21 protein-coding genes and 5 tRNA genes are annotated in these 23661 nt (G+C 35.8%); 24 read left to right on the top strand and 2 right to left on the bottom strand.

The window, feature by feature from the left end:
* The first annotated feature begins 135 nt into the window (after positions 1 to 135).
* Entirely contained in the window at positions 136 to 3027 is a 2892-nt protein-coding gene (locus tag DF185_RS08900; RefSeq protein WP_165835987.1) for a PAS domain S-box protein, read from the top strand.
* A gap of 125 nt (positions 3028 to 3152) precedes the next feature.
* Complete coding sequence (locus DF185_RS08895) at positions 3153 to 3803, top strand: NAD(P)H-binding protein (RefSeq protein WP_110360394.1); 651 nt, start codon at positions 3153 to 3155, stop codon at positions 3801 to 3803.
* On the opposite strand, the gene DF185_RS08890 is transcribed toward DF185_RS08895, so the two are convergent.
* Positions 3800 to 4558 carry an SDR family NAD(P)-dependent oxidoreductase gene (locus DF185_RS08890; RefSeq protein WP_110360393.1) on the bottom strand — a complete coding sequence of 253 codons (759 nt, stop codon included), beginning with the start codon at positions 4556 to 4558 and terminating at the stop codon, positions 3800 to 3802. The genes DF185_RS08895 and DF185_RS08890 overlap by 4 nt on opposite strands.
* Before the next feature lie 155 nt (positions 4559 to 4713).
* Here DF185_RS08890 and DF185_RS08885 point away from each other — a divergent pair, with 155 nt between their 5' ends.
* From DF185_RS08885 to DF185_RS08870, 4 genes are all read left to right on the top strand, one after another.
* Positions 4714 to 6870 carry an AIR synthase related protein gene (locus tag DF185_RS08885; protein ID WP_110360392.1) on the top strand — a complete coding sequence of 719 codons (2157 nt, stop codon included), beginning with the start codon at positions 4714 to 4716 and terminating at the stop codon, positions 6868 to 6870.
* A gap of 154 nt (positions 6871 to 7024) precedes the next feature.
* Positions 7025 to 7768 (top strand): bifunctional demethylmenaquinone methyltransferase/2-methoxy-6-polyprenyl-1,4-benzoquinol methylase UbiE, encoded by a 744-nt coding sequence (gene ubiE / locus DF185_RS08880; protein ID WP_243421762.1) that lies wholly within the window; start codon positions 7025 to 7027, stop codon positions 7766 to 7768.
* A 42-nt stretch (positions 7769 to 7810) separates the two neighbouring features.
* Positions 7811 to 8515, top strand: a complete 705-nt coding sequence (porT, locus tag DF185_RS08875; RefSeq protein WP_165835986.1) for a type IX secretion/gliding motility protein PorT/SprT — start codon at positions 7811 to 7813, stop codon at positions 8513 to 8515.
* A 48-nt stretch (positions 8516 to 8563) separates the two neighbouring features.
* Positions 8564 to 10129 (top strand): NAD(P)/FAD-dependent oxidoreductase, encoded by a 1566-nt coding sequence (locus tag DF185_RS08870; RefSeq protein ID WP_110360390.1) that lies wholly within the window; start codon positions 8564 to 8566, stop codon positions 10127 to 10129.
* A gap of 290 nt (positions 10130 to 10419) precedes the next feature.
* On the opposite strand, the gene DF185_RS08860 is transcribed toward DF185_RS08870, so the two are convergent.
* The gene (locus tag DF185_RS08860; protein WP_110360388.1) at positions 10420 to 11190 is read right to left on the bottom strand and encodes a TrmH family RNA methyltransferase; all 771 of its coding nucleotides are present in this window, start codon (positions 11188 to 11190) and stop codon (positions 10420 to 10422) included.
* A 154-nt stretch (positions 11191 to 11344) separates the two neighbouring features.
* Between DF185_RS08860 and tamL the strand changes: the two genes are divergently transcribed.
* From tamL to rplJ, 18 genes are all read left to right on the top strand, one after another.
* Entirely contained in the window at positions 11345 to 13735 is a 2391-nt protein-coding gene (tamL, locus tag DF185_RS08855; RefSeq protein WP_110360387.1) for a translocation and assembly module lipoprotein TamL, read from the top strand.
* Positions 13736 to 13917: 182 nt separating this feature from the next.
* On the top strand, positions 13918 to 14994 hold the full coding sequence (gene fbaA / locus DF185_RS08850; protein ID WP_110360386.1) for a class II fructose-bisphosphate aldolase: 1077 nt from the start codon (positions 13918 to 13920) through the stop codon (positions 14992 to 14994).
* A gap of 157 nt (positions 14995 to 15151) precedes the next feature.
* Entirely contained in the window at positions 15152 to 16510 is a 1359-nt protein-coding gene (locus DF185_RS08845) for a sodium-dependent transporter (protein WP_110360385.1), read from the top strand.
* A gap of 60 nt (positions 16511 to 16570) precedes the next feature.
* Positions 16571 to 17653 (top strand): ComEA family DNA-binding protein, encoded by a 1083-nt coding sequence (locus DF185_RS08840; RefSeq protein WP_110360384.1) that lies wholly within the window; start codon positions 16571 to 16573, stop codon positions 17651 to 17653.
* 180 nt (positions 17654 to 17833) lie between these two features.
* Entirely contained in the window at positions 17834 to 18025 is a 192-nt protein-coding gene (gene rpsU, locus DF185_RS08835) for a 30S ribosomal protein S21 (protein WP_110360383.1), read from the top strand.
* Positions 18026 to 18102: 77 nt separating this feature from the next.
* A complete protein-coding gene (locus DF185_RS08830; protein WP_110360382.1) occupies positions 18103 to 18981 on the top strand; it encodes a phage lytic cycle repressor MrpR family protein in 879 nt (292 codons plus the stop codon).
* Positions 18982 to 18999: 18 nt separating this feature from the next.
* A complete protein-coding gene (gene hpf, locus DF185_RS08825) occupies positions 19000 to 19296 on the top strand; it encodes a ribosome hibernation-promoting factor, HPF/YfiA family (protein WP_110360381.1) in 297 nt (98 codons plus the stop codon).
* 106 nt (positions 19297 to 19402) lie between these two features.
* Positions 19403 to 19476, top strand: a tRNA-Thr gene (locus DF185_RS08820).
* A gap of 17 nt (positions 19477 to 19493) precedes the next feature.
* Positions 19494 to 19576: transfer RNA gene (locus DF185_RS08815), tRNA-Tyr, on the top strand.
* A gap of 37 nt (positions 19577 to 19613) precedes the next feature.
* Positions 19614 to 19686, top strand: a tRNA-Gly gene (locus DF185_RS08810).
* An 11-nt stretch (positions 19687 to 19697) separates the two neighbouring features.
* Positions 19698 to 19769 (top strand) — tRNA-Thr (locus DF185_RS08805).
* 58 nt (positions 19770 to 19827) lie between these two features.
* Positions 19828 to 21015 carry an elongation factor Tu gene (tuf, locus tag DF185_RS08800; RefSeq protein WP_110360380.1) on the top strand — a complete coding sequence of 396 codons (1188 nt, stop codon included), beginning with the start codon at positions 19828 to 19830 and terminating at the stop codon, positions 21013 to 21015.
* A 51-nt stretch (positions 21016 to 21066) separates the two neighbouring features.
* A tRNA-Trp gene (locus DF185_RS08795) sits at positions 21067 to 21139 on the top strand.
* Positions 21140 to 21157: 18 nt separating this feature from the next.
* Positions 21158 to 21349, top strand: a complete 192-nt coding sequence (secE, locus tag DF185_RS08790) for a preprotein translocase subunit SecE (protein ID WP_054716421.1) — start codon at positions 21158 to 21160, stop codon at positions 21347 to 21349.
* Between the two features lie 20 nt (positions 21350 to 21369).
* Entirely contained in the window at positions 21370 to 21918 is a 549-nt protein-coding gene (gene nusG / locus DF185_RS08785) for a transcription termination/antitermination protein NusG (protein ID WP_110360379.1), read from the top strand.
* Positions 21919 to 21943: 25 nt separating this feature from the next.
* Positions 21944 to 22387 carry a 50S ribosomal protein L11 gene (gene rplK / locus DF185_RS08780; RefSeq protein WP_054716163.1) on the top strand — a complete coding sequence of 148 codons (444 nt, stop codon included), beginning with the start codon at positions 21944 to 21946 and terminating at the stop codon, positions 22385 to 22387.
* Positions 22388 to 22407: 20 nt separating this feature from the next.
* A complete protein-coding gene (gene rplA / locus DF185_RS08775) occupies positions 22408 to 23100 on the top strand; it encodes a 50S ribosomal protein L1 (protein WP_110360378.1) in 693 nt (230 codons plus the stop codon).
* A 29-nt stretch (positions 23101 to 23129) separates the two neighbouring features.
* The gene (gene rplJ, locus DF185_RS08770; protein WP_110360377.1) at positions 23130 to 23648 is read left to right on the top strand and encodes a 50S ribosomal protein L10; all 519 of its coding nucleotides are present in this window, start codon (positions 23130 to 23132) and stop codon (positions 23646 to 23648) included.
* Positions 23649 to 23661 lie beyond the last annotated feature (13 nt).

Raw genomic sequence — 23661 nt, 5'->3', positions numbered from 1 at the left:
TTTTTTTCTTAAAAAACACGAACAATTCTAACAAAATTCAGTATACACTACCTAAACCTTATCTATGAAAATTTTATGACTAAAGATTTATCTCAAGACCCCCAAAAATCTCTGTGCAAATTAGATGAAAAAGAAATGAACAAGAGCAATCTGGATCATTTTAGAGGTATTCAAAATCCGAATAGCCTATTAATGATGCTTAATGTCTTTTCGGAATTAAGTGGGTGCCCTTGTTTGTTGATGAATTTCGAAGACAAATATGTGAACAGTTGTAGCTGCAATGCTATGACACTTTTTAATGGAGGGTTAATAAAAAATGGAGAGAGTCTTTTTGGTCGAATATCAGAGATGAAAAGCGAGCGGGAAGATGCTTGTATCGAAATTGTTTATGGACCACATGCTCGTGGAGTTTTTGTGCCTGTAAAAATTAAAGGGGATCTTTATGGATACTTTGTTTATGGGCAATTTGTAGAGGAGAATGATCCCATAGCTGTTAAGATTGCCAACGGTGACAAGTTAACCAATGAAGAAGCGCTAGAGGCTAGTTTATTAAAGGTTCTTTCTAGAGAGGAGATAGAAGAAAATATTGAAAAATCCATACGTTTCGCAAAGGGTATCGTGTCTCAAATCGAAATGAGTTATGAATTGCAAAATGAAATAGAAAAGAACAAGCAAGCTGCGAATGAAATTCGAGTGCAAAAAACATTTTTTGAGAATCTTTTTGAAAATTCACCTGATGCTATTGCGATTCTTGATAATGAAGATAAGGTAATTAGAGTTAATAAAGAATTTGAAAAACTATTTGAATATACTCAAGAAGAGGTATTGTCAAATAAAATAAATGATTTGATTGTTCCTGAAAACTTTAAGGAAGAGGGTAAAAAGTACACAAAGCAAGCTTCATTGGGACAAGTGCTGGAATTCACAACTGTACGACAAACTAAGTATGGAAAACAAATTCATGTTCAAGTAACGGGAAAACCAATATTTCTTGATGAGGAGAAAGTAGCAGTTTATGCAATTTACCGTAATGTTACTGAGGAAGTTTGGCAACAGAAGCAAGAGCAGATTATTTATGGGATTACTGACCTTCTAAATTCTGCATTGAGTCAGGTTGAATTGGTACATCGTATAGGTGATTTATTACAGCCTGTGGTTGGGAATGGTCAAATGTTTTTGGATTTAATTTCACCAACCAATAGGTCCCTACGTTCTTTTAGTCAAAAGTCATCGAAGTATGATCAGATTAGTTTTTCAGAATCTCTTAGCTTCTCTGCGATTCGAAGAAAGAGAAAACTGAATTTAGATGAATATCAAATAAAAGAAATTGTAGATAAAAATAGCTTGTCGTTGTCTGAATTTCCTATGAGGTGGATTGGGTTTCCTCTTGTTGATAATGACCTTGTATTGGGTGTTTTTGGAGTATCATCACTTAATAGTTCTGCAAATTTAGATTCGGATACTTTAAAATTATTGGAACTTGTATCAGTACAGATTGCATTAGGAGTTAAGAGAAAAAAAAGAGAAATGGAGTTAAAAACACTGCATCGCTCTATGGAACAAAGTCCAGCTTCAATAGTTATTACCAATAGAGATGGAGATATCGAATATGTAAATCCTAAATTCTGTCAAATATCAGGATATAGTGTTGAAGAAGTTATTGGTAAAAACCCACGTATTTTAAAATCCGGATTTACCCCGCAAGATGTATATAAGCAAATGTGGGAGCATTTGAAAATAGGAGAAGAATGGAACTGTGAATTCTTAAATGTAAAAAAGAACAAAGAACTATATTGGGAACGAGCTAGTTTTTCTGCAATTAAAGATGAGTTTGGAAAAATAACTCATTATATGGCTACTAAAGAGGATATTACAGAAAGTAAAAGAATTGAGAAAGATTTATTAGAAGCGAAAAATAAGGCCGAAGAATCAGACCGAATGAAGTCGGCTTTTATGGCAAATGTTTCTCATGAGTTAAGAACACCATTAAATGCGGTAATCGGATTCTCGAATTTATGTAATGATTCAATGAATATTAATGAGATATTGGAATTTGTGCAATTAATAAATAAAAGTGGAAATCAGTTGCTTGAGGTTATTGAGGATATCTTAAATTTTACGATGATTGAATCCGGTAATATTAAAAAAGTGGAAGAAGAATTTTTGATGACTAATTTCTTGTGTGAGGTGAAGAAATTGGCTGCACAAAAGCAGATTTTGGAAAACAAAGAAAGGTTGACATTAAAATTTAATGCAGATAAAAGATATTCAAGAATTCTGGTTCGTAACGATTTTCAGAGGCTCATTCAGGTTGTAATGAATTTATTTAAAAATGGATTGAAGTTTACCAATCAGGGCGTTGTTGAGTTTGGTTATTTTGTTGATGGTGAGAAATTAAAAATATATGTGAAGGATACTGGAGTTGGGATAGAAAAAGATAAGAAGGACATAATATTTGACAAGTTTCGTCAGGTAGATGATTCAATCACCAGAACTTTTGGAGGCACAGGAATGGGCTTGGCAATATCAAAAAAGATAATGGATATGCTTGGGGGAAGGATTGAAGTTGAATCCGAACCCAATAAAGGCTCTACATTTACTCTAGTATTGGATTGTATAATTTCGAAAGAAAAAAGGAGTGAAGTAGAATTGGTAGATGCCAATCATATGCCAACTATATTGGTTGCTGAGGATGAACTTTCGAATTATAGATTGATAGAAACAATATTAAAAAGAAACAAATACAAGGTTATTTGGGCTGAAAATGGTGCTGAAGCCATACGTATTTGTAAAGAGAAAAGTAATATCGATTTGGTATTGATGGATATGAGAATGCCGGAAGTGGATGGTATGAAAGCAACTACTGAAATTAAAAAGATTAATCCAAATCTGACAATTATAGCTCAAACAGCTTATGCTATGAATGGTGATAAAGATAAAGCTCTCGAAATTGGCTGTGATGATTATCTTTCAAAACCAATAAAAAAGGAACTGTTACTAGAAAAGATAAAATCATTTATCAAGTAATTTACAAAGGTTAAGAATTATGAAAAAGGTTTATGTGTACACGAAAACCTTTTCGTGTTTTGTTTTTATTGTGAAAGCCGTAACTTGTCTTCAGAAGAGAACCAAACATCTGAAATTATTGTATTATGAAGGCAATTGTGAGTGGTGCTTCAGGATTTACTGGAGAAAAATTACTAAAACGTATTTTGGTTGATCAAGATTATACAAAAGTTTATGCTTTGGTCAGAAAGGAATTGTCTATGAATCACCCAAAGTTGGAGCAGGTTGTAATCGACTTTGAATCTTTTACTTCAAAACAAATTCCTTCTGAAATTGATGTTGCATTTTGTTGTATCGGAACAACAATTAAAAAGGCGCAAACAAAAGAAAATTTCAGATTGATCGATTACGAATACATCACAAAGTTTGCCAAAGTTTGTGAAGAAAAGGAGATTGGTAACTTTCATTTGATTAGTGCGATAGGAGCCAGTCCAGAATCCTATTTTTTCTATCAAAGAGTAAAAGGCGAGGCCGAATGTTTTATCAACTCTCTGGAATTTGAATCGGTAACTATTTATCGACCATCTGTAATTTATGGTGGAAGAAAAGAATTCCGGCTGTTCGAAAGCTTTGCCGCTTGGATCAGCCGAAATTTTAAGTTTTTATTTATTGGAAAAATGAATCGAATTCTTGCCGTTACGGGTGATCAATTAGCAAAGACCATCCATTTAAAATCAAAACAGTTTATTCCTGGTCGTTGGATCATCGAATCCGAAGAAATTTCCTGTACTTATTAGTTTCTTACAACATCTCTTGCCGAAGCTTGAGCTGTTGGCATAATAAGAATATCATTAATGTTTACGTGAGCAGGACGAGTTGCAATAAACTCCACGGTTTCTGCAATATCTTCTGCATATAATGGAGTAAAACCATTGTAAACCTGGTCAGCTTTATCTTTATTTCCTTTAAATCGAACAATAGAGAATTCTGTTTCAACCATACCTGGAGCAACTGATGAAACTTTGATATTATGAGGAAGCATATCAATTCTCATTCCTTTGGTTAATGCATCTGCAGCATGTTTAGTGGCGCAATAAACATTTCCTCCTGGGTATACTTCTTTTCCTGCAATAGAAGTAACATTTATGATATGGCCTTGTTTTCTTTCGATCATCAATGGGCTAACTGCTCTTGTAATATAAAGTAACCCTTTAATGTTGGTATCAATCATTCTTTCCCAATCATCAACAATGCCATCTTGAATTGCCGAAACCCCAACTGCTAATCCAGCATTGTTTACCAAAAGGTCAATCTTCTTCCATTCTTCAGGTAGGCTATTGATTTTTTCGAAAACCTCTTCTTGCTGTCTTACATCTAAAACCAATTTATAGATATTGCATTGGTGCTCTTTCAGAATTTCCTCTTTCAATCGAATTAAATTTTCTTCTCTTCTTCCTGAAATAATTAGGTCGTATCCCACTTTTGCCATTTTTTTAGCACAAGCTTCTCCAATGCCTGCTGTAGCACCTGTTATAAAAGCAATTTTAGTCATTTTGTATTTGTGATATTAATTTTGTTTTGTTGTCGTGATTGTAATTTACAATCAATCTTTTCTTGGAGTTGTAAAGGTAAAAACTAAGGCGATAATTCGTGTTCCTATCTTATTTTTTTTAAATTTAAAATATTCATCACCAATAAGCTTGCACCATGGAAAAACACGATGTATCAGTTCAGGTAGCCGAAGATCTTGGCATAGATAAAGAATCATACGATAAGATCGTAGAGAGTTTAGGTCGAAACCCTAATTTATTAGAACTACAGATTTATTCTGTTATGTGGTCAGAGAACTTATCTTACAAAAGTTCTGTTTCATGGATATCCTCATTGCCTAACAAAGGTGAAAATATTGTTTCAGGAGCAAGAGAATCGAGTGCAGGGGTTGTTGACTTAGGAAATGGAGAATATTGTGTATTCAAAATGGGAACACACAATCATCCTTCTGGGATTGATCCATATCAGGGAGCTGCTACATGTGTGGGTGATGTGTGTAGAGACATTGTGTCCCTTGGTGCCAAGCCGCAAATTATTCTTAATTCATTACGATTTGGCGATTCTACTCTTGATCGAACAAAATGGTTGATGGGTGAAATCATTAAAGGAATAAATGATTATTCAAATGTTCTCTACATTGAAGACATTGGAAGCGAAATTTTCTATAATTCATCATATGATACAAACCCCATTGTAAATGTAATGGTGGCCGGACTTGTTTCAAAAGATAAACTCCTTTTTAATAGAAAACTAGAAGCTGGTCAAGTGTTGTTCATAGTTGGAAATCCAACAGGTTCGGAAGGTGTATTTGGACAAAATGAGAGTTTTACGATTCCCAAAGGAAATCCAGATCTAGGAAATTCGTTAACCGAAGTCATTCTAAAACTTAATGAACAAGATGCTCTGGTAAGAGTGGAAAATATGGATATGGCAGGTATCATTAATTCATGTTCGGTTGTAAGTGCACATGCCAATACTGGAATCGATATTGATTTAAATAAAATACCTCTAAGTCAGAATGGAATTAATGTTGAGGAAGTGCTGTTGTCCAGAACACAAGAGCGATTCATGTTGGTAGCAGATAAGAAAAATGCGGATTTAATTCAAAAAGCATTTGAAGAGCACAAATTGGTTTGCGAGGAAATAGGAGCATTAACCAATAATAAGGCCATAAGATTTTTTGAGAGCTCTAAAATTGTGGCCGAAGTAATTGCAAAGGATTTGGTAATGGGATATGGAGCTCCACAAACAGACCGAAAGTTTCACGATTTGGTTCAGGCGGATGCAATAGATTATCTTGAAACCATTCCTGAACCTGATAATTACTGGAAAGTAATTAATAAAATGGTGAATAATCCTAATCTTGTAATCAAGGAGCATCTTCAAAGAAATATAGAAGATAGAGATAATTCACCATCTGATGCTCAAATCACATTTTTTGGAGATGATAAGAAAGGCGTATGCTTTACCGTATCGGGCAATTCCGTTTATTCATATAATAATGCATACATAGGAGCACAAATTAATATTGCACGTGCTGCCAGGCGAATCGTATGCTCGGGAGGAAAACCTTTAGCAATAAATGATTGCCTGAATTTTGGAAGTCCGCTTGAAGAGAAGGTGTATTCTCAATTTGTGGCCACAATAAAAGGAATTGCAAAAGCAAGTTCTTATTTTGAAACTCCTGTGGCAGGTGGAAATGTAAGTTTTTACAACGAAAGTTCTGTTTTAGGAAAACGAAAAGCCATAAATCCTACACCTGTTATCGCCATGATGGGAGCTCTTCCAAATAAGGAGAATCATATGTCTTACATTTTTAGAAACAAAGGCGAAATGATTTTCTTAATCGGTAAATCCAGAAATGACATATCGGGTTCAGAGTATTTGTGTTCTTATCACCAAAAATGTCAGGTAGGAATTCCGTATTTCAATATCGAGGATGAAAAAGTAATTAATGAAACGGTAGCCAAATTAATAGAAGCGAGGCTGATTTGTTCTGCTCACAGTGTCGAACGCGGAGGATTGTTTTTTAATCTAATTGAATCCTCGATGCCGCTTGGTCTAGGCTTTGATATTACTTCGCCTGCCGAGGTTCGTATGGATGCTTTCTTATTCGGCGAAGCTCAGGGCAGAGTTGTAGTTTCAGTATCAATGGAAAATGAAAACGAATTTGTTGACATGATGATGGAAAGTGGCTTGCCATTTTCTACTTTAGGACATATCACAAAAGGAGAATTAAGAATTGATGACCTTTCGTACGGTTATATCGATGAATACAAGAAAATTTACATGAAAAATAATATTATCGGCTAGGTAATTGTTGAAAATATTAAGATTACAGATAACAAAGAATCAGATAATGGTTCTTTGTTTTTCATTCACTATATTTGTGCGATCGTAGATTATTAACGATCGCATTGTTTTTGAAATCTATAAGATCTATATAATAGATTTCCTTACTATTAATTTGAAAAGAAAGTTCGTGGTAAATCCATACAAAGATTTAGATAAAGGGAAGAAGGCGCAAGTTGCGCTGATGTTCAATAATATTGCAAAGAAATATGATTTTTTGAATCATGTTTTGTCAATGGGAATTGATAAATTGTGGAGAAAGAAGGCGGTAAAATTATTGAAACCTTTGCAGCCGAAAATGGTTTTGGATATTGCTACAGGAACTGGCGACTTTGCTTTGGCTAACCTAAAGTTGAATCCTGATAAGGTTGTAGGAATTGATATCTCTACCGAGATGTTGGCTGTAGGGAGAGAAAAAATTGCAAAGAAAAATTTATCGAATAAAATTGAATTGTTGGAAGGAGATTCTGAAAATATTCAATTTGATGATAACACTTTTGATGCAATTACGGTGGCCTTTGGTGTTAGAAATTTTGAAAACCTTGAAAAAGGATTGTCAGAAATGAACCGTGTGGTTCGACCTGGAGGTAAAGTGGTGGTTCTCGAATTTTCAAAACCAAGAAAATTTCCAATTAAACAGATTTATAATTTTTATTTTTTTAGAATTCTTCCATTTTGGGGAAGAATGGTGTCAAAAGATGCTTCGGCATATACTTACTTGCCCGAATCTGTTGATGCTTTCCCAGATGGTGACGATTTTCTAAAAATTTATGAAGCATGTGGTTTTACCGAGACAAAACAGATAAAATTAAGTTTCGGGATAGCCTCAATTTACATTGGAACTAAACCTATACAATAATTTTATATTTTAGGGGTTATTACTAAAAATAAACGATCCAGATTGAAACGATTACTCTTAATACTGCTCTGTCTTTCCCTTTTTTCTTCTGTTTTTTCGCAAAGCAGATATAAGCCTGAAAGCATACTGAATTATCAGAAAGTTGACCAAAAATGGTTGCATTTCGGATTTACATTGGCTATTAATAATATGGACTTTGCCTTGTACAATTCAGGGGTAAATGATGCCAGAGCTGAGCAAGTTGTGTTTTCCCCTGGATTTTCGGTAGGAATTGTTTCTGATTTGCGCTTGCATGAAAATTGGTCCTTAAGATTTTTACCTGGACTTGAGTTTGGGGAACGAACCATTAAGTATTCCAATTTGCCACAGGAAGATGTGACAGTTGAATCGGTTTTGGTGAATCTTCCTCTAATGCTTAAATATCGCGCAAAGCGATTGAATAACTATCGACCATATTTAATTGGTGGAGCCAGTTACAAGATTGATGTGCAGTCGCAAGATAAGCTCGATCCGGAAAATAACATGCTGATTCGTTTAAATTCTACGGATGTGTATTTGGAATTGGGTGCTGGTATCGATTTTTATTTGCCATACTTTAAGTTGGCTACCGAATTGAAATTTGCAATAGGTTTGCGCGATATCATAAATCATAGCTATGATATTGAGAATCCAGGATATGAGGCATACACAGATGCCATTCGTGGAATGAACTCAAAAATAGTTACACTATCCTTTCATTTCGAGTAGTTTTCTTCTCTTGTACTTTTTTACCATTTCACTTTTTTACTTTTATACATGATTACTGAAATTGATATTGTTCTGAATCCCAAACAAGCTTCTGATGAATCTTTTTATAAGCCGATTTTGGCTCAAAAACTAAAGATTAAAGTTGGTAGAATTAATGGAATTCAAATTCTAAGAAAATCTATTGATGCTCGAAGAAGATATATCAAGATAAACATGAAGTTTCGTGTTGCAGTGGATGAAAAACTTCCTGTGGCGAAAGAATTGATATTTGATTATCCGAATGTTCAGGATAAGAAAAAGGTAATTGTTGTGGGGGCGGGACCTGCTGGTTTATTTGCGGCTTTGCGATTGGTAGAATTGGGATATTGCCCTATTGTTTTGGAGCGAGGGAAAAGTGTTGAAGATCGAAAAAAGGATTTGGGACAGTTGCATCGTACCAGAAATGTTGATCCGGATTCAAACTACTCATTTGGAGAGGGGGGAGCCGGTACTTTCTCTGATGGCAAGTTGTACACCCGATCGAAAAAGCGTGGAAACCTGAAGAAAATCCTGAATGTATTGCATTTTCATGGTGCCCAGGATGAGATTTTATACGAGGCGCATCCGCATATTGGAACCGATGTTTTACCCAAGGTAATTGTAAATATCCGTAAGAGTATTATTGCGGCAGGTGGAGAAGTTCACTTTTCATGCAAAGTGACTGATTACTTGTTGGATGCCAATAAAATTACAGGCGTACTAACTCAGGATGGAAAAACGTTTAAGGGTGAAGCAGTGATTCTGGCAACAGGACATTCGGCTCGCGATGTATACCGAAAATTGAATGAATCTGATATCGATATTGAAGCAAAATCTTTTGCAATGGGCGTTCGTATCGAACATCCACAGGAGTTAATCGATCAAATTCAATATCACAATCCAAACGGAAGAGGGAAGTATTTGCCAGCGGCAAGTTACAGTTTTGTGCAGCAGATTGAAGGGCGTGGCGTGTATTCTTTCTGCATGTGTCCGGGGGGAGTAATTGTTCCGGCAGCAACAGGCGAAAATCAGCAAGTGGTAAATGGAATGTCATCATCAGGTAGAAATACTGCCTTTGCCAATTCTGGAATGGCCGTTGAAATTCGTACCGAAGATTTAGCGGAATATGAGGAATTCGGTCCCTTGGCGGGATTGCATTTTCAGGAAGATTTGGAGGCACAATCATTTGTAGAAGGGGGAGAGAACTTAACGGCTCCTGCCCAGCGTATGAAAGATTTTGTGGAAGGAAGAAAAAGCGAAAACCTGCCAAAAACATCCTATCATCCGGGTGTGGTATCTTCCGAAATGCACAAGTGGTTGCCCGAACACATCTCTTACCGATTGCAAGAAGGATTTAAGGCATTTGGTAGAAAATCGAAAGGATTTCTCACCAATAAAGCGGTAATTTTAGGAGTAGAATCGCGAACATCTTCGCCGGTAAGAATTCCAAGAGATCGTGAAACTTTTCAGCATACCAAAGTCGAAGGACTTTTCCCTTGTGGTGAAGGAGCTGGTTATGCTGGAGGTATTGTATCGGCTGCCATGGATGGCGAACAATGTGCCGATGCGTTTGATAGATATTATGCCAAGGAATAATTGGCTTTTGCACATGGATTTTGCCAACTCCAGCCATCGAGAGCTTTTTGCCAACGGAAATTTCTACTTATTACTCGTCGAGAGCATATTGTCAGTGAAAAATTGAGTATCCTGTTCGTCGAGAGCATTTTTGCCAATGGATTTTGTCAATTCTAGCCATCGAGAGCATTTTGTCAACAGGATTTTGATATTTTTTTCCGTTGAGGACGTTTTGCCAGCGAAATTTTGCCTTTTAAATTCACAGAGGGCAATTTGCCAATGCTTTTGCCCCCAAAAAGAGAAAAGAAACATTAAAATTCCCCTCTTCTAAACTCTGAACAAATAATAGCGGTTGCAACCGATACATTCAACGATTCTGATGTTTCCTGATCGGCTGGGAAGTTTGGAATAAACAGCTTATCGCTCACCAATTGTCCAATTTCCTCTGATATTCCCTGACCTTCGTTGCCCATTACAATAAAACCTTTGCTTTGTAATTCGCACTTGTATATGGTTTCACCTTCCAAAAAAGTTCCATATACAGGAAAGTCCTTTGTGTGGTATTTGGAAATCAAATCAACTAAAGAAGTGTAGGTAACTTTAACTCTGGCTATAGCTCCCATACTTGCCTGTATTACCTTAGGGTTGTATACATCTACAGTGTTTTGTGAGCAAAAGATATTCTTAATTCCAAACCAATCGGCAATGCGGATAATGGTTCCCAGGTTGCCCGGATCCTGAACATCATCAAGTAATATCGATAAGGAGTTTTTTATGGTGTTTTCATCAATGTTACCAGTTGGAATTCTGAAAACGGCAAGCACTGGCGATGGCGTTTTTAAACTGCTCACCTTTTTCATCAGTTTGCTGTCGGTTTCAATGCGATTCTCAATCTGATTGAGATGCTCGGTGGTTGGTGCGTTTTTCCAATCAGCAGTATGTACCAGATAGGCAACTTTCATATTGGTTTGCAGCAGGTCCATTACCAACTTATCGCCTTCGGCAACAAAAAGTTGATGAGAATCTCTATATTTTTTCTTTTGTAAGCTGGATATAAGTTTTATTTGATTTTTCGAAAGCACTGCTAAAAGCTTAAAGGTTAGTAAATCAGACTGTTTTTGATGGTGTTTTCAATGAATAAATGTAATGCAAGTAAATGTTTCGGATGCATTACTAATTTTTAATTGATATAAGTATCTTTGTTGTAATTTAAACCGATAAATATTTAATTCATTCTTGAAAGCTATTCTAAAATACAAAAGTAGTTATTATTTCCCGATTTTACTTTTCTTTCTGTGTCTCTTACTTGGTATCAGTTCTTGTTCAACCACCAAGTATGTTGGGGATGATGAATACCTTTTGAATAAAGTTATTGTTAAAACCGATGACAGGTCGGTACCTGTAAGTGATCTTAAAAAGAATATCAAACAAAAGTCCAATCTAAAAATTTTAGGTACTTGGCGCTTTCACTTAGGGCTTTATAACCTTTCGGGAAAGGATAAATCGAAAGGTTTTCACAAATGGCTAAGACGAATTGGAGAAGAGCCTGTGATTTATGAGGATTTTCAGACGAAAAGGTCTGTAGCCCAGTTGCAGCTATTCATGAAGAAAAAAGGTTATTACAATGCTGTGATAAAAGATTCAGTTGTCTTTAAAAAGAAAAAAGCAAAGGTGTATTACACCATAACAGCGAATGATCCTTATCGATATCGTAATCTATATCACCAACTTGATGAATTGCCTTATAATTTCTTATCTCCATCGCAGAAATTAAGTGAGATGCCTGATTCTACTTTGATTCGTGGTTTTGTGAATGAGGATAAAAAAGATACGAAGCTTAAGCAGGGGAAAAAAGTAGACTCTGATGTGCTTGGAGAAGAGAGGATGAGAATTTTTAAAATGCTTAAGAATCAGGGGTATTTTAATTTCTCAAGAGAGTACATTCATTTCATGATGGATAGTACAAATAAAGATCATCAAATGGATGTTTTTGTAGGCTTGAAAAAACCATTGAATGAAAAGGCAACCAAGAAGTATCGAATTAATAAAGTTAAAATCCTTACTGAATATGATCCAAAGCTAATACTGATGAATGATTCAATTTATTTATCGGAATTGGATACTTTGGTGCATAAGAATGTTGAGTTTATCTATAGAAAAAAGCTTAGAATAAAACCTGATGTGATTCTGTCTTCAATTCTTATAAAGAAGGGAGATTTGTACAATTTGAATTCTGTTTCTCAGTCATATAGCAGGTTGCAGCAATTAAATCAGTTTAAATTTGTGAATATAAACTTCGATGAGGATACAAAAGCAAAGGATGATGAATATGGTGGTTTGAATTGCGTAATTCAATTAAGTCCGCACAATTTACAATTCTATTCATTCGAGCTGGAAGGGACCAATTCTTCTGGGAATATTGGATTTGCAGGTAATTTGAATTATCAGCATAAAAATTTGTTTGGCGGAGCCGAGGTGCTAGATGTTCAACTTTCTACAGCCAGGGAAAATGTAAAATCAAGTGAGCAAACGAATTTTAGTTCTTCTGAGTATGGTATCGTTTCAAAATTGAGCATTCCTAAGTTTTTGCTTCCATTTTTCGATGCTGAAAAATTCAGAAAATCATACAATCCAAGAACCATATTTTCACTTTCCTATAATTATCAGAAGCGTCCTGACTATACCAGAACAATCGCCGATGCAAGTTTTGGATACTTTTGGAGATCGTCGAAATATTTGCAACATACATTTAACTTGGTTGAGTTGAATTTTGTGGATGTTAAAAATTTAAGTGAGGATTTTCTGAATGATATTGACAATCTTTACATTCAGAACTCTTTTACCGATCACGTTATAGCCACTACAAGGTATTCGGTAACTTATAATGATCAGAATATTAATATTCCAAGAAGTTACAATTATCTAAGGTTTAGTGCTGAGGTGGCTGGTAATACTTTAAAAACCATCGATAATATATTGGGGAGATCAAAAAGAAATGATTATGACTCTGATGGAAATCTTGAGGGAACTTACCATGACTTTTTAGGAATTAGATATGCACAGTATGTAAAAGGGGATATTGAATATCGATTTAATCAATATATCAACCGAGCAAACAATATGGTATACCGTGTTTTCTTCGGGATTGGTTATCCATATGGAAATCTAGAGGTATTGCCATTCGAGAAAAGTTATTTCTCAGGCGGAGCAAATGGTATTAGAGCTTGGCAGGCACGATCTTTAGGTCCTGGTTCATATGTCGATGAGGGGGCAACTTATCCCAATAATACTGCTGACCTTAAAATTGAAGCAAATCTTGAATATCGATTTAAATTGTTTTGGGCATTGGAAGGCGCACTGTTTCTTGATGCAGGAAACATATGGGCAATCTCAAAAAGGGATGATAGAAAGGGAGCCGATTTTAAATTCGACCGCTTTTACGAAGAAATTGCATTGGGCACAGGTTTTGGTACGCGTGTTGACTTAAACTTTATCCTTTTCCGTTTGGATTTAGGTTTAAAACTGAGAGATCCGTCACGGGGGAGTAATGAACGATGGATTATTGCTAAACGTCCTTTTAAATTCAATCAGTTGACATTCAATATAGGTATCGGATATCCATTTTAAATTGATTTTTTGTCCAAATAAAAGAGAACTTTATTTACATTCTTTAAAAATTTCCAATTGCATTCGTTTGCATAATTTTCTTATAGCCAAAACGGTGCAAAATATATTATTTCTTTTTAACTTCGTGGTAAAATTCGACTTTCCGACGATTTTATAAGAACTATCCGATAAATTATATTATTATGAAACGAGTATTAGATGTTGTTAAACCGGGTGTAGTAACCGGTGATGATGTGCAAAAATTATTTCAGGTTGCTAAGGAAGAAGGTTTTGCAATTCCAGCTGTAAATGTAGTTGGAACTAACTCAATTAATGCTGCATTAGAAGCTGCCAAACAAGTTAATTCACCAATTATCATTCAGTTCTCGAATGGTGGTGCATCTTTCTTCTCAGGTAAAGGAATCAATGCAGAAGGACAAAGCGCTGCAATTATTGGAGCTGTTGCTGGAGCTAAGTACGTTCACGCTATTGCTGAGCATTATGGTATTCCAGTAATTTTACATACTGACCACGCTGCAAAAAAATTGTTACCATGGATCGACGGTTTGTTGACTGCTGGTGAAGAGTTTTTTGCTCAAACAGGAAAACCATTGTTTAGCTCACACATGTTAGATTTATCAGAGGAAACTCTTGAAGAGAACATCGAAACTTGTGTAAACTATTTCGAGCGCATGAACAAAATGGGTATGACTATCGAAATTGAATTAGGTTGTACTGGTGGTGAAGAAGATGGTGTTGATAATACAGATATGGATAACTCATTATTGTATACTCAACCTGAAGATGTTGCTTTAGCTTATGAAGCATTGTCTAAAGTATCTTCTCGTTTTACAATTGCTGCATCATTTGGTAATGTACACGGTGTATACAAGCCAGGTAATGTTGTGTTGACTCCTAAGATTTTGGATAACTCACAGAAGTTTATCTCTGAAAAGTATGCTGTAGCTGATAACACTGTTGATTTTGTATTCCACGGTGGATCAGGTTCAACTTTAGAAGAAATTCGTGAGGCAATTTCTTATGGTGTAATTAAAATGAACATTGATACTGATACTCAGTGGGCATTCTGGAATGGAGTTCGTGAATTCGAAGCTTCAAATCACGATTTCTTGCAAGGTCAAATCGGTAACCCAGAAGGTGAGGATAAACCAAACAAGAAATTCTACGATCCAAGAAAATGGTTGCGTGAAGGTGAGGTTGCAATGAAAGACCGTTTAGTTATGGCTTTCGAAGACCTAAATGCAGTAGGACGTAACTAGTCTTCAAAATATTTAATTGTAAAGCTCGGATGATTCATCCGGGCTTTTTTTTGTTTGTATTTGATATAAAAAACAAAAGCATTTAGGAATTAGATCTAATATTTTGCAAATTTGAACTTGCCCTAATTTGTATATCAATAACTTTAAAAATTAACACATGTCTATTAGTAATCCTTCGGGACGCGATGTTTTCTCAAGTAAATTTGGTGTAATTGCAGCTGCTGCAGGATCGGCAGTTGGCCTTGGTAATATTTGGAGATTTCCTTATGTGGCTGGAGAAAATGGAGGAGGAGCGTTCCTTTTAATATATCTTGGATTTATCATTGCTATCGGCTTACCAGTGATGCTATCCGAGTTGTTGATTGGTCGAAAGGCACAACAAAATGCATTTGGATCTTTTCGTAAACTCGCCCCAGGTTCGATGTGGTCACTGGTTGGTTTAATGGGTGTTGTTGCTGCTTTTCTAATTTTGGCATTTTATTCTACCATTTCCGGTTGGACTTTAGAATATTTGTACCAAGCAATAAGTAACGGATTTGCCCACGGAGATACCAAGGCGATGTTTGATAGTTTTAAGCAAGGGACCTTTCGTCCATTGATGTGGCAAATGATTTTTATGCTTCTAACAGCATGGATTGTATTCTCAGGAGTTAAAAATGGAATTGAAAAGTATGCAAAAATATTAATGCCTTTGCTGTTTGTTCTTATACTTGCAATGTGTATACGTTCATTATCATTGCCAGGATCTTCTGCTGGGTTGGATTTTTTATTTAAACCTGATTTCTCAAAAATATCAATGGGAGTTATTCTGGAAGCATTAGGTCAGGCTGCCTTTTCTTTAAGTATTGGTATGGGGGCTTTAATTACTTATGGCTCTTATATCCAAAAGCAGAATAACTTGGGGAAAACGGCAGTTCAAGTTACAGTTGCGGATACATTAATCGCAATTTTATCTGGTGTAATGATATTTCCAGCTGTTTTTGCATTAGGTTTCCAGCCTGATTCAGGAGCAGGTTTGGTTTTCGAAGTGCTTCCAAAGCTATTCTTGGAAATGCCGGGCGGATACTTTTTCGCAATTTTATTTTTCTTCTTGTTATCTGTTGCGGCTTTAACCTCTACAATATCGGTACTCGAAGTAGTTGTTGCATATTTTTCAGAAGAATTAAATATTTCCAGAAAAAAGGCCACCGTAATAGGAGCATCCTCTATTTCTGTATTGGGTGTATTTGCAACTTTGTCATTTGGTGATTTATCAGGAGTTCATATTTTAGGTCAAAGCATTTTTGGTATAATGGAATATACTGCAGCCAATTTGTTACTACCATTAGGAGCTCTGTTGATTGTGATTTTTGTAGGTTGGAAGTTAAAGCAGCTAATAGTGCGAGAGGAGTTGTCAAATGAAAGCACTTTGCGTGTGAAATATTTTAAAGTGTTCTTTTTTATAGTGAAATGGTTGGCTCCTATAGCAATAGCAGCTGTATTTTTAAATGGAATAGGATTGTTAAAACTTGGATAAGATTAATCTTTTTTATAATATTGTTAAGCGTTGTTTGTTTTCAAATAACGCTTTTTTAATATGTCGTTAAAAAAGACTATAAAAGAATACTTTTCTTATTCTACTTCGGAGAAAAGAGGATTATTGGTATTGTCCGTAATACTAATAACAGTAATTGTATTGCCAGAAATTCTTAAATCTGATTCTAATCCAGCCTCTATACCTACTAAAAATGGAAAACTTGATAGCCTAATGGTCGTTTTGAGTAATAAAAGCAAATTGAAAAAGCCCGATTTGTTTTTGTTTGACCCGAATAAGGCTTCGGTTGATGAATTTAAAAGACTTGGTTTAAGAGATTATCAAACTAGGAATATTTTAAAATATCGTGATAAAGGAGGAGTGTTTAGAGTCAAATCTGACTTTCGAAAAATTTATGGGATTAAAGATGTTGATTATAATCGATTGAAAGATTATATCCACATTCCTACTATAGTAAGGAAAGAAGATGTCAAAAAAATAGCAAAACGAGAAGTTCAATTGGAGTTGTTCAATTTTGATCCTAATACAATTACAAAAGCCGAATGGGAAAAGTTGGGAGTGGATGGAAGGATGTCAAATCGTATAATAAAGTATTTGTCTACTGGAGCCAGGTTTAAGAATGTAGATGATCTTGGTAAGATATATGGATTTGATTCTTTGCTATTGGTACGGCTAATGCCATATATTCATATAAAACCTATAAAAGGGAAGAGTGTAAAAATAGAATTGGTTGATTTGAATTTGGCAGATACTTCCATCTTAAAAACTCTTCCTGGAATTGGGAAAATACTTTCGGGCAGAATTGTAAAATATAAAAGTATGCTAGGAGGTTATACTTCAAAATCTCAGTTGTTGGAAGTTTATGGTATTTCAAAAGAAACTTACCAATCCATACAGAAAAGAGTATGTATATCACCTGTTGTGTTACAAAAAATACCAATAAACACTTGTAATGCGAAATTATTAGGAAAACATCCATATATAAGCCGGAGGATGTCTTCGGATATCGTAAAATACAGAGAACGAGTTGGGAAATTTAGTTCGGTAGAAGATTTAAAAACCAAACATTTATTGACGGATAGTGTATTTCAGAAAATAGAACCTTATCTAAGTATAGAAGAGTAGTTCTTGAATTGGTTTGAGAATAATTCCTTATTTTCTTAACTTTATATTTCCGCAAAAGGACCTAAAATATTAGAATGGAGATATTTTCATTACTTTTTTCAAAATAAATTTGAATTATAATGATTGAATTAATAAATTTGCGGCTCACTTAGAAAAACATAAATATTAAAGGAGAAAATTATGATTGTTATTCCTATGAAAGAAGGCGAAAACATTGAAAGAGCCTTAAAAAAATTCAAAAGAAAATTTGAAAAGACCGGTGTAATTAAAGAGCTTAGAGGAAGACAGGTTTATAAAAAACCATCTGTAAAAAGAAGAGAAGAGAAATTACACGCGATCTACGTTCAGCAAATGCAACAAGCTGAAGATTGATTTTCTGTTGGATTAATTCCTTGATATCTTAATTTTTCGTATCTTGGGTTATCCTATTGGATAAATATCCTGGATGTATGAGTTTTAAGGAATCTTTTCTGTCTTATTTACAATACGAAAAACGATATTCTGCACATACGATTTTATCTTATGACTGCGATTTGACTCAGTTTTTTGAATTTTATTCGAGTGCTGACGATATTCAGATTGAAGATATAACATTTAAAGATGTGCGTAGATGGATCGTTTTTTTAATGAACGAAGGTAAGACTTCGCGAACTGTAAATAGGAAATTGTCCTCTTTAAAGTCGTTTTTTAAATATTTGCTTAGAGAATCAGTGCTTGATTCGAATCCGATGGATAGAGTTGTAGGACCTAAGCAAGGAAAGAAATTACCTGGATTTGTTGCAGAGCATGCAATGCAGGTGTTAAGAGAAGTTGATTTTGGAGAAGGATTTGAAGGTGTTCGAGATCAATTGGTGATTGAGATGTTTTATCAAACTGGCATGCGATTGTCGGAGTTGATGAATCTTAAAGAGTCGGATTTTGATTTATCAGCATCTTTAGTTAAAGTATTAGGAAAAAGAAATAGAGAAAGAATCATTCCTGTAAGTGAGAGTTTAATAAAGCTTCTTGATCAATATTTAGATCTAAGATTTAAAACTTTCGGAAACTTGGATGGTTTTCTTTTTGTAACTAAAAAGGGGGTGCCTGTTTACGAAAAGTTGTTGTATAGGGTCGTTACAAAACATTTATCGAAAATTACAACAATGACCAAGCGAAGCCCACACGTTCTGCGACATACATTTGCAACGCATCTATTAAATAATGGTGCGGAGTTAAATGCGGTTAAGGAACTGTTGGGGCATTCGAATTTATCGGCAACACAAATTTATACTCATACTACTTTTGAGCGTTTAAATAATATATATAAACAAGCTCATCCGCGAGCATAAATTTTGGAGGATTAGAATATGATTAACATTCAATCGATCGGTTTTGTTGCTGATGTGAAATTGGAAAATTTCATAGAAAATAAGCTTGGGAAAATAATGAAGCTCAATAGCGATGTCGCTGGAGCTGAAGTTTTTCTTAGGGTTGAAAAATCTGATATTACCGAGAATAAGGTAGTTGAAATCAACCTTGATATAAAAGGCGCAAATGTATTTGCTAGAAAACAAAGCAAAACATTTGAAGAGGCTGCAGATCTTGCCGCAGATGCATTGCGAAAGCAAGTTGTGAAACACAAGGAAAAACTAAGAGCAAAATAATTAGAAAAAACACCTGATTATTTTGTGATAAATTTAAAATATTTTTACATTTGCAAACCATTTTTAGGGAAAAGTATGCCTGTTAAATAGATGGTTTGCATTTTTTGCCGATGTAGCTCAGCTGGCTAGAGCAGCTGATTTGTAATCAGCAGGTCGTGGGTTCGAGTCCCTCCATCGGCTCTAAAATATTACATACTGGGGAGATACCAAAGTGGCCAACTGGGGCGGACTGTAACTCCGCTGACTTTCGTCTTCGTAGGTTCGAATCCTGCTCTCCCCACAGGTAAACGAAAAGAAACATTTCTGTTTCTTTTTTTGCGGGAATAGCTCAGTTGATAGAGCATCAGCCTTCCAAGCTGAGGGTCGCGGGTTTGAGTCCCGTTTCCCGCTCAAATACGTTTGCCGTTGTAGCTCAGGGGTAGAGCGCTTCCTTGGTAAGGAAGAGGTCACGAGTTCAAATCTCGTCAATGGCTCAAGAAATTTAAAATATTGTTTTTAATTGTTGTCTAATATTAATTAATATTTGGAGTTATGGCTAAAGAACATTTTGACAGGTCAAAACCACACGTAAATATTGGTACCATTGGTCACGTTGACCACGGTAAAACTACTTTGACTGCCGCTATTACAACCGTATTAGCAAAAAAAGGTTTGTCTGAAGTGAAATCATTCGATTCTATCGATAACGCTCCTGAAGAGAAGGAGAGAGGTATTACTATTAATACTGCTCACGTAGAATACCAAACTGCTAACCGTCACTACGCTCACGTTGACTGTCCAGGTCACGCGGATTACGTAAAGAACATGGTAACTGGTGCTGCTCAGATGGATGGTGCTATTTTGGTTTGTGCTGCAACTGATGGTCCTATGCCACAGACTCGCGAGCATATCCTTTTAGCTCGTCAGGTAAACGTACCTAAGATCGTTGTTTTCTTGAACAAAGTTGACATGGTTGACGATGCAGAGATGCTTGAGTTAGTAGAAATGGAAGTTCGTGAATTGTTAGATTTCTACGAATTTGACGGTGATAACACTCCTATCATTGCTGGATCTGCTCTAGGTGGATTGAATGGTGAAGCTGAGTGGGAAGATAAAATCATGGAGTTGATGGATGCAGTTGATACTTGGATTCCACTTCCTCCACGCGATGTAGATAAGGCTTTCTTGATGCCAGTTGAGGATGTATTCTCTATTACTGGTCGTGGTACTGTTGCTACAGGTCGTATTGAAACTGGTATCGTAAAAACTGGTGAAGAAGTACAGATTATTGGTCTTGGTGCTGAAGGTATGAAGTCTGTAATTACTGGTGTTGAGATGTTCCGTAAGATTTTGGACGAAGGTCAAGCTGGTGATAACGTAGGTCTATTGTTGAGAGGTATTGACAAAACTGCTATCAAGCGTGGTATGGTTATCTGTCACCCTAACACAATTACTCCTCACACTAAGATTAAAGCTGAGGTTTACGTATTGAAAAAAGAAGAAGGTGGACGTCACACTCCATTCCACAACAAATACCGTCCTCAATTCTACATCAGAACTCTTGATGTAACTGGTGAGATTACTCTTCCAGAAGGAGTTGAAATGGTAATGCCAGGTGACAACGTAACAATCAACGTTGAGTTGATTACGCCAGTAGCTTGTGATTTAGGTCTACGTTTCGCTATCCGTGAAGGTGGTAGAACTGTAGGTGCTGGTCAGATTACTGAAATTGTTGAGTAATTAGAACATATAAAGATTGATCTGGGTAAAACTAGATCAATCTTCTTATAGACGGGTGTAGCTCAGTTGGTAGAGCACTGGTCTCCAAAACCAGGTGTCGGGAGTTCGAGTCTCTCCTCCCGTGCAAAGACAAAATTGCCTTATGAAACTAAAAATTTATATTGAAGAAGTTTATAAAGAACTGGTTCAGAAAGTATCTTGGCCATCATGGTCTGAACTCCAAAGCAGTGCTATAGTAGTTATGATTGCTTCCACTATTATTGCTCTTGTGATATTCTTAATGGATATGGGGTTTAAGAATTTGATGGATTTTATATACAATATGTTACACTAATAATTCCTTTTTAGAAAAAGATGGCTGAAATTCAAAAAAAATGGTATGTTCTTAGGACTGTTGGAGGAAAAGAAAAGAAAGTCAAAGAATATATTGATAGCGAAATTTCCAATCTAGGTCTAACGGAATATGTGTCACAGGTTCTCATTCCTACCGAAAAAGTTTTTCAGGTGCGAAACGGGAAGAAGATTAGCAAGGAAAGAATTTTCTTACCTGGCTATGTTCTAATCGAAGCAGCACTCGTTGGAGAGATTCCTCACATCCTTCGTAATATTACGAACGTGATTGGCTTCCTGGGGGATACAAAAGGCGGCGATCCTACTCCTATGCGTATGTCAGAAGTGAACCGCATACTGGGTAAGGTTGATGAATTAGCTGGCAAAGAAGAGGAAATTAACATTCCTTACTATGTTGGTGAAATGGTTAAAGTGACTGATGGACCATTTAATGGTTTTACCGGTGTGATTGAAGAGGTGAATGCTGAGAAGAAAAAACTAAAAGTTATGGTTAAGATCTTCGGACGTAAAACTCCTCTTGAGTTAAGTTTCATGCAGGTAGAAAAAGAATAATTAAATCCTTTAGAAAAGTAAAGCTATGGCTAAAGAAGTTGCAGGATTAATCAAATTGCAGATCAAAGGTGGTGCTGCAAATCCTTCACCCCCAGTAGGACCTGCGTTGGGTGCTAAAGGGGTTAATATCATGGATTTTTGTAAGCAATTCAATGCAAGAACTCAAGATCAGGCTGGAAAAGTAATCCCTGTTGTGATTACTGTTTATTCTGATAGTTCGTTTGAATTTATTACAAAAACTCCTCCTGTTGCTGTACAAATTTTAGAGGCTGCTAAATTAAAATCAGGTTCTTCTGAACCAAACCGTAAAAAGGTAGGTTCAATTTCTTGGGATCAAGTTCGCGAGATCGCAGAGGGGAAAATGAAAGATTTGAATGCTTTTAAAGTGGAAAGTGCCATGAGTATGGTTGCTGGTACAGCAAGAAGTATGGGTATCACAATTTCAGGTGATAATCCTCTTAATCAATAATTTTAAACACTGCAATTAAAATGGGTAAACTAACGAAAAATAGAAAGTTAGCTTCAGAAAAAGTGGATACTGATAAGCTATATTCTATCGACGAAGCAGCGAAATTGGTTAAGGAGATTACAACAACCAAATTTGATGCCTCAGTGGATATGGATGTTCGCTTAGGAGTTGACCCGAGAAAAGCTAATCAAATGGTACGTGGTGTTGTTACACTACCTCACGGTACTGGTAAAGAAGTTCGTGTTTTGGTTCTTTGTACTCCTGATAAGGAAGAAGAAGCAAAAGCTGCAGGTGCTGACTATGTTGGCCTTGACGACTATGTTGCCAAAATCAAAGGTGGTTGGACTGACGTTGACGTAATCATCACCATGCCTACTGTAATGGCGAAAGTTGGTGCACTTGGACGTGTTTTAGGACCTCGCGGCTTGATGCCGAATCCTAAATCAGGTACAGTGACAATGGATATCGCTAAAGCAGTTGCAGAAGTGAAAGCTGGTAAGATTGATTTTAAGGTCGATAAGTACGGTATCATTCACTCTTCAATAGGTAAAGTATCTTTCGAAGCAGATAAAATCATGGATAACGCTAAAGAATTTGTTAGCATTATCAACAAATTGAAACCATCTGCAGCAAAAGGAACTTATATCAAGAGTGTTTACCTGTCAAGCACAATGAGTCTTGGAATTCAAATTGATCCAAGAACACTTGACTAATTAAAAATTTAATCAAGATCTTAGTAATCATGAAAAAGGAACAAAAAATTCAGATTATTGATAGCTTGACGGAAGAAATCAATGCGTCAAACCACTTCTATCTTACTGACATCTCAGAAATGAATGCTGAAGATACTTCGGCACTTCGTAGAGCATGTTTCGAGAAGGATATTAAGTTGGTTGTTGTAAAAAACACCCTTCTTAAAATCGCTTTAGAAAAGGCAGAAGGTGAGTTTGAAGGACTAGACAATGTACTTAAGGGATCTACTTCTCTTATGCTTACAGAGACTGGTAACCTTCCTGCGAAGCTTATCAAAGAGTTCCGTAAGGAACATGATAAACCTATCCTGAAAGCGGCTTACGTTGAAGAATCGCTTTATATTGGTGATAACGAGCTTGAAGCTCTTACTACCATCAAGTCTAAAGAAGAACTTATTGGAGATATCGTTGCATTGCTTCAATCACCAATCAAGAATGTTGTGTCTTCTTTGGAATCAGGAAAGAATATCCTAGCTGGTGTTGTGAAAACACTTTCAGAAAAAGAGTAATATATTTAGAGTA

The organism is Marinifilum breve (assembly GCF_003202155.1).
GTDB classification, from domain to species: domain Bacteria; phylum Bacteroidota; class Bacteroidia; order Bacteroidales; family Marinifilaceae; genus Marinifilum; species Marinifilum breve.
Note: the sequence above shows the minus strand (reverse complement) of the source record. Positions and strands in the feature narration are given on the sequence as shown.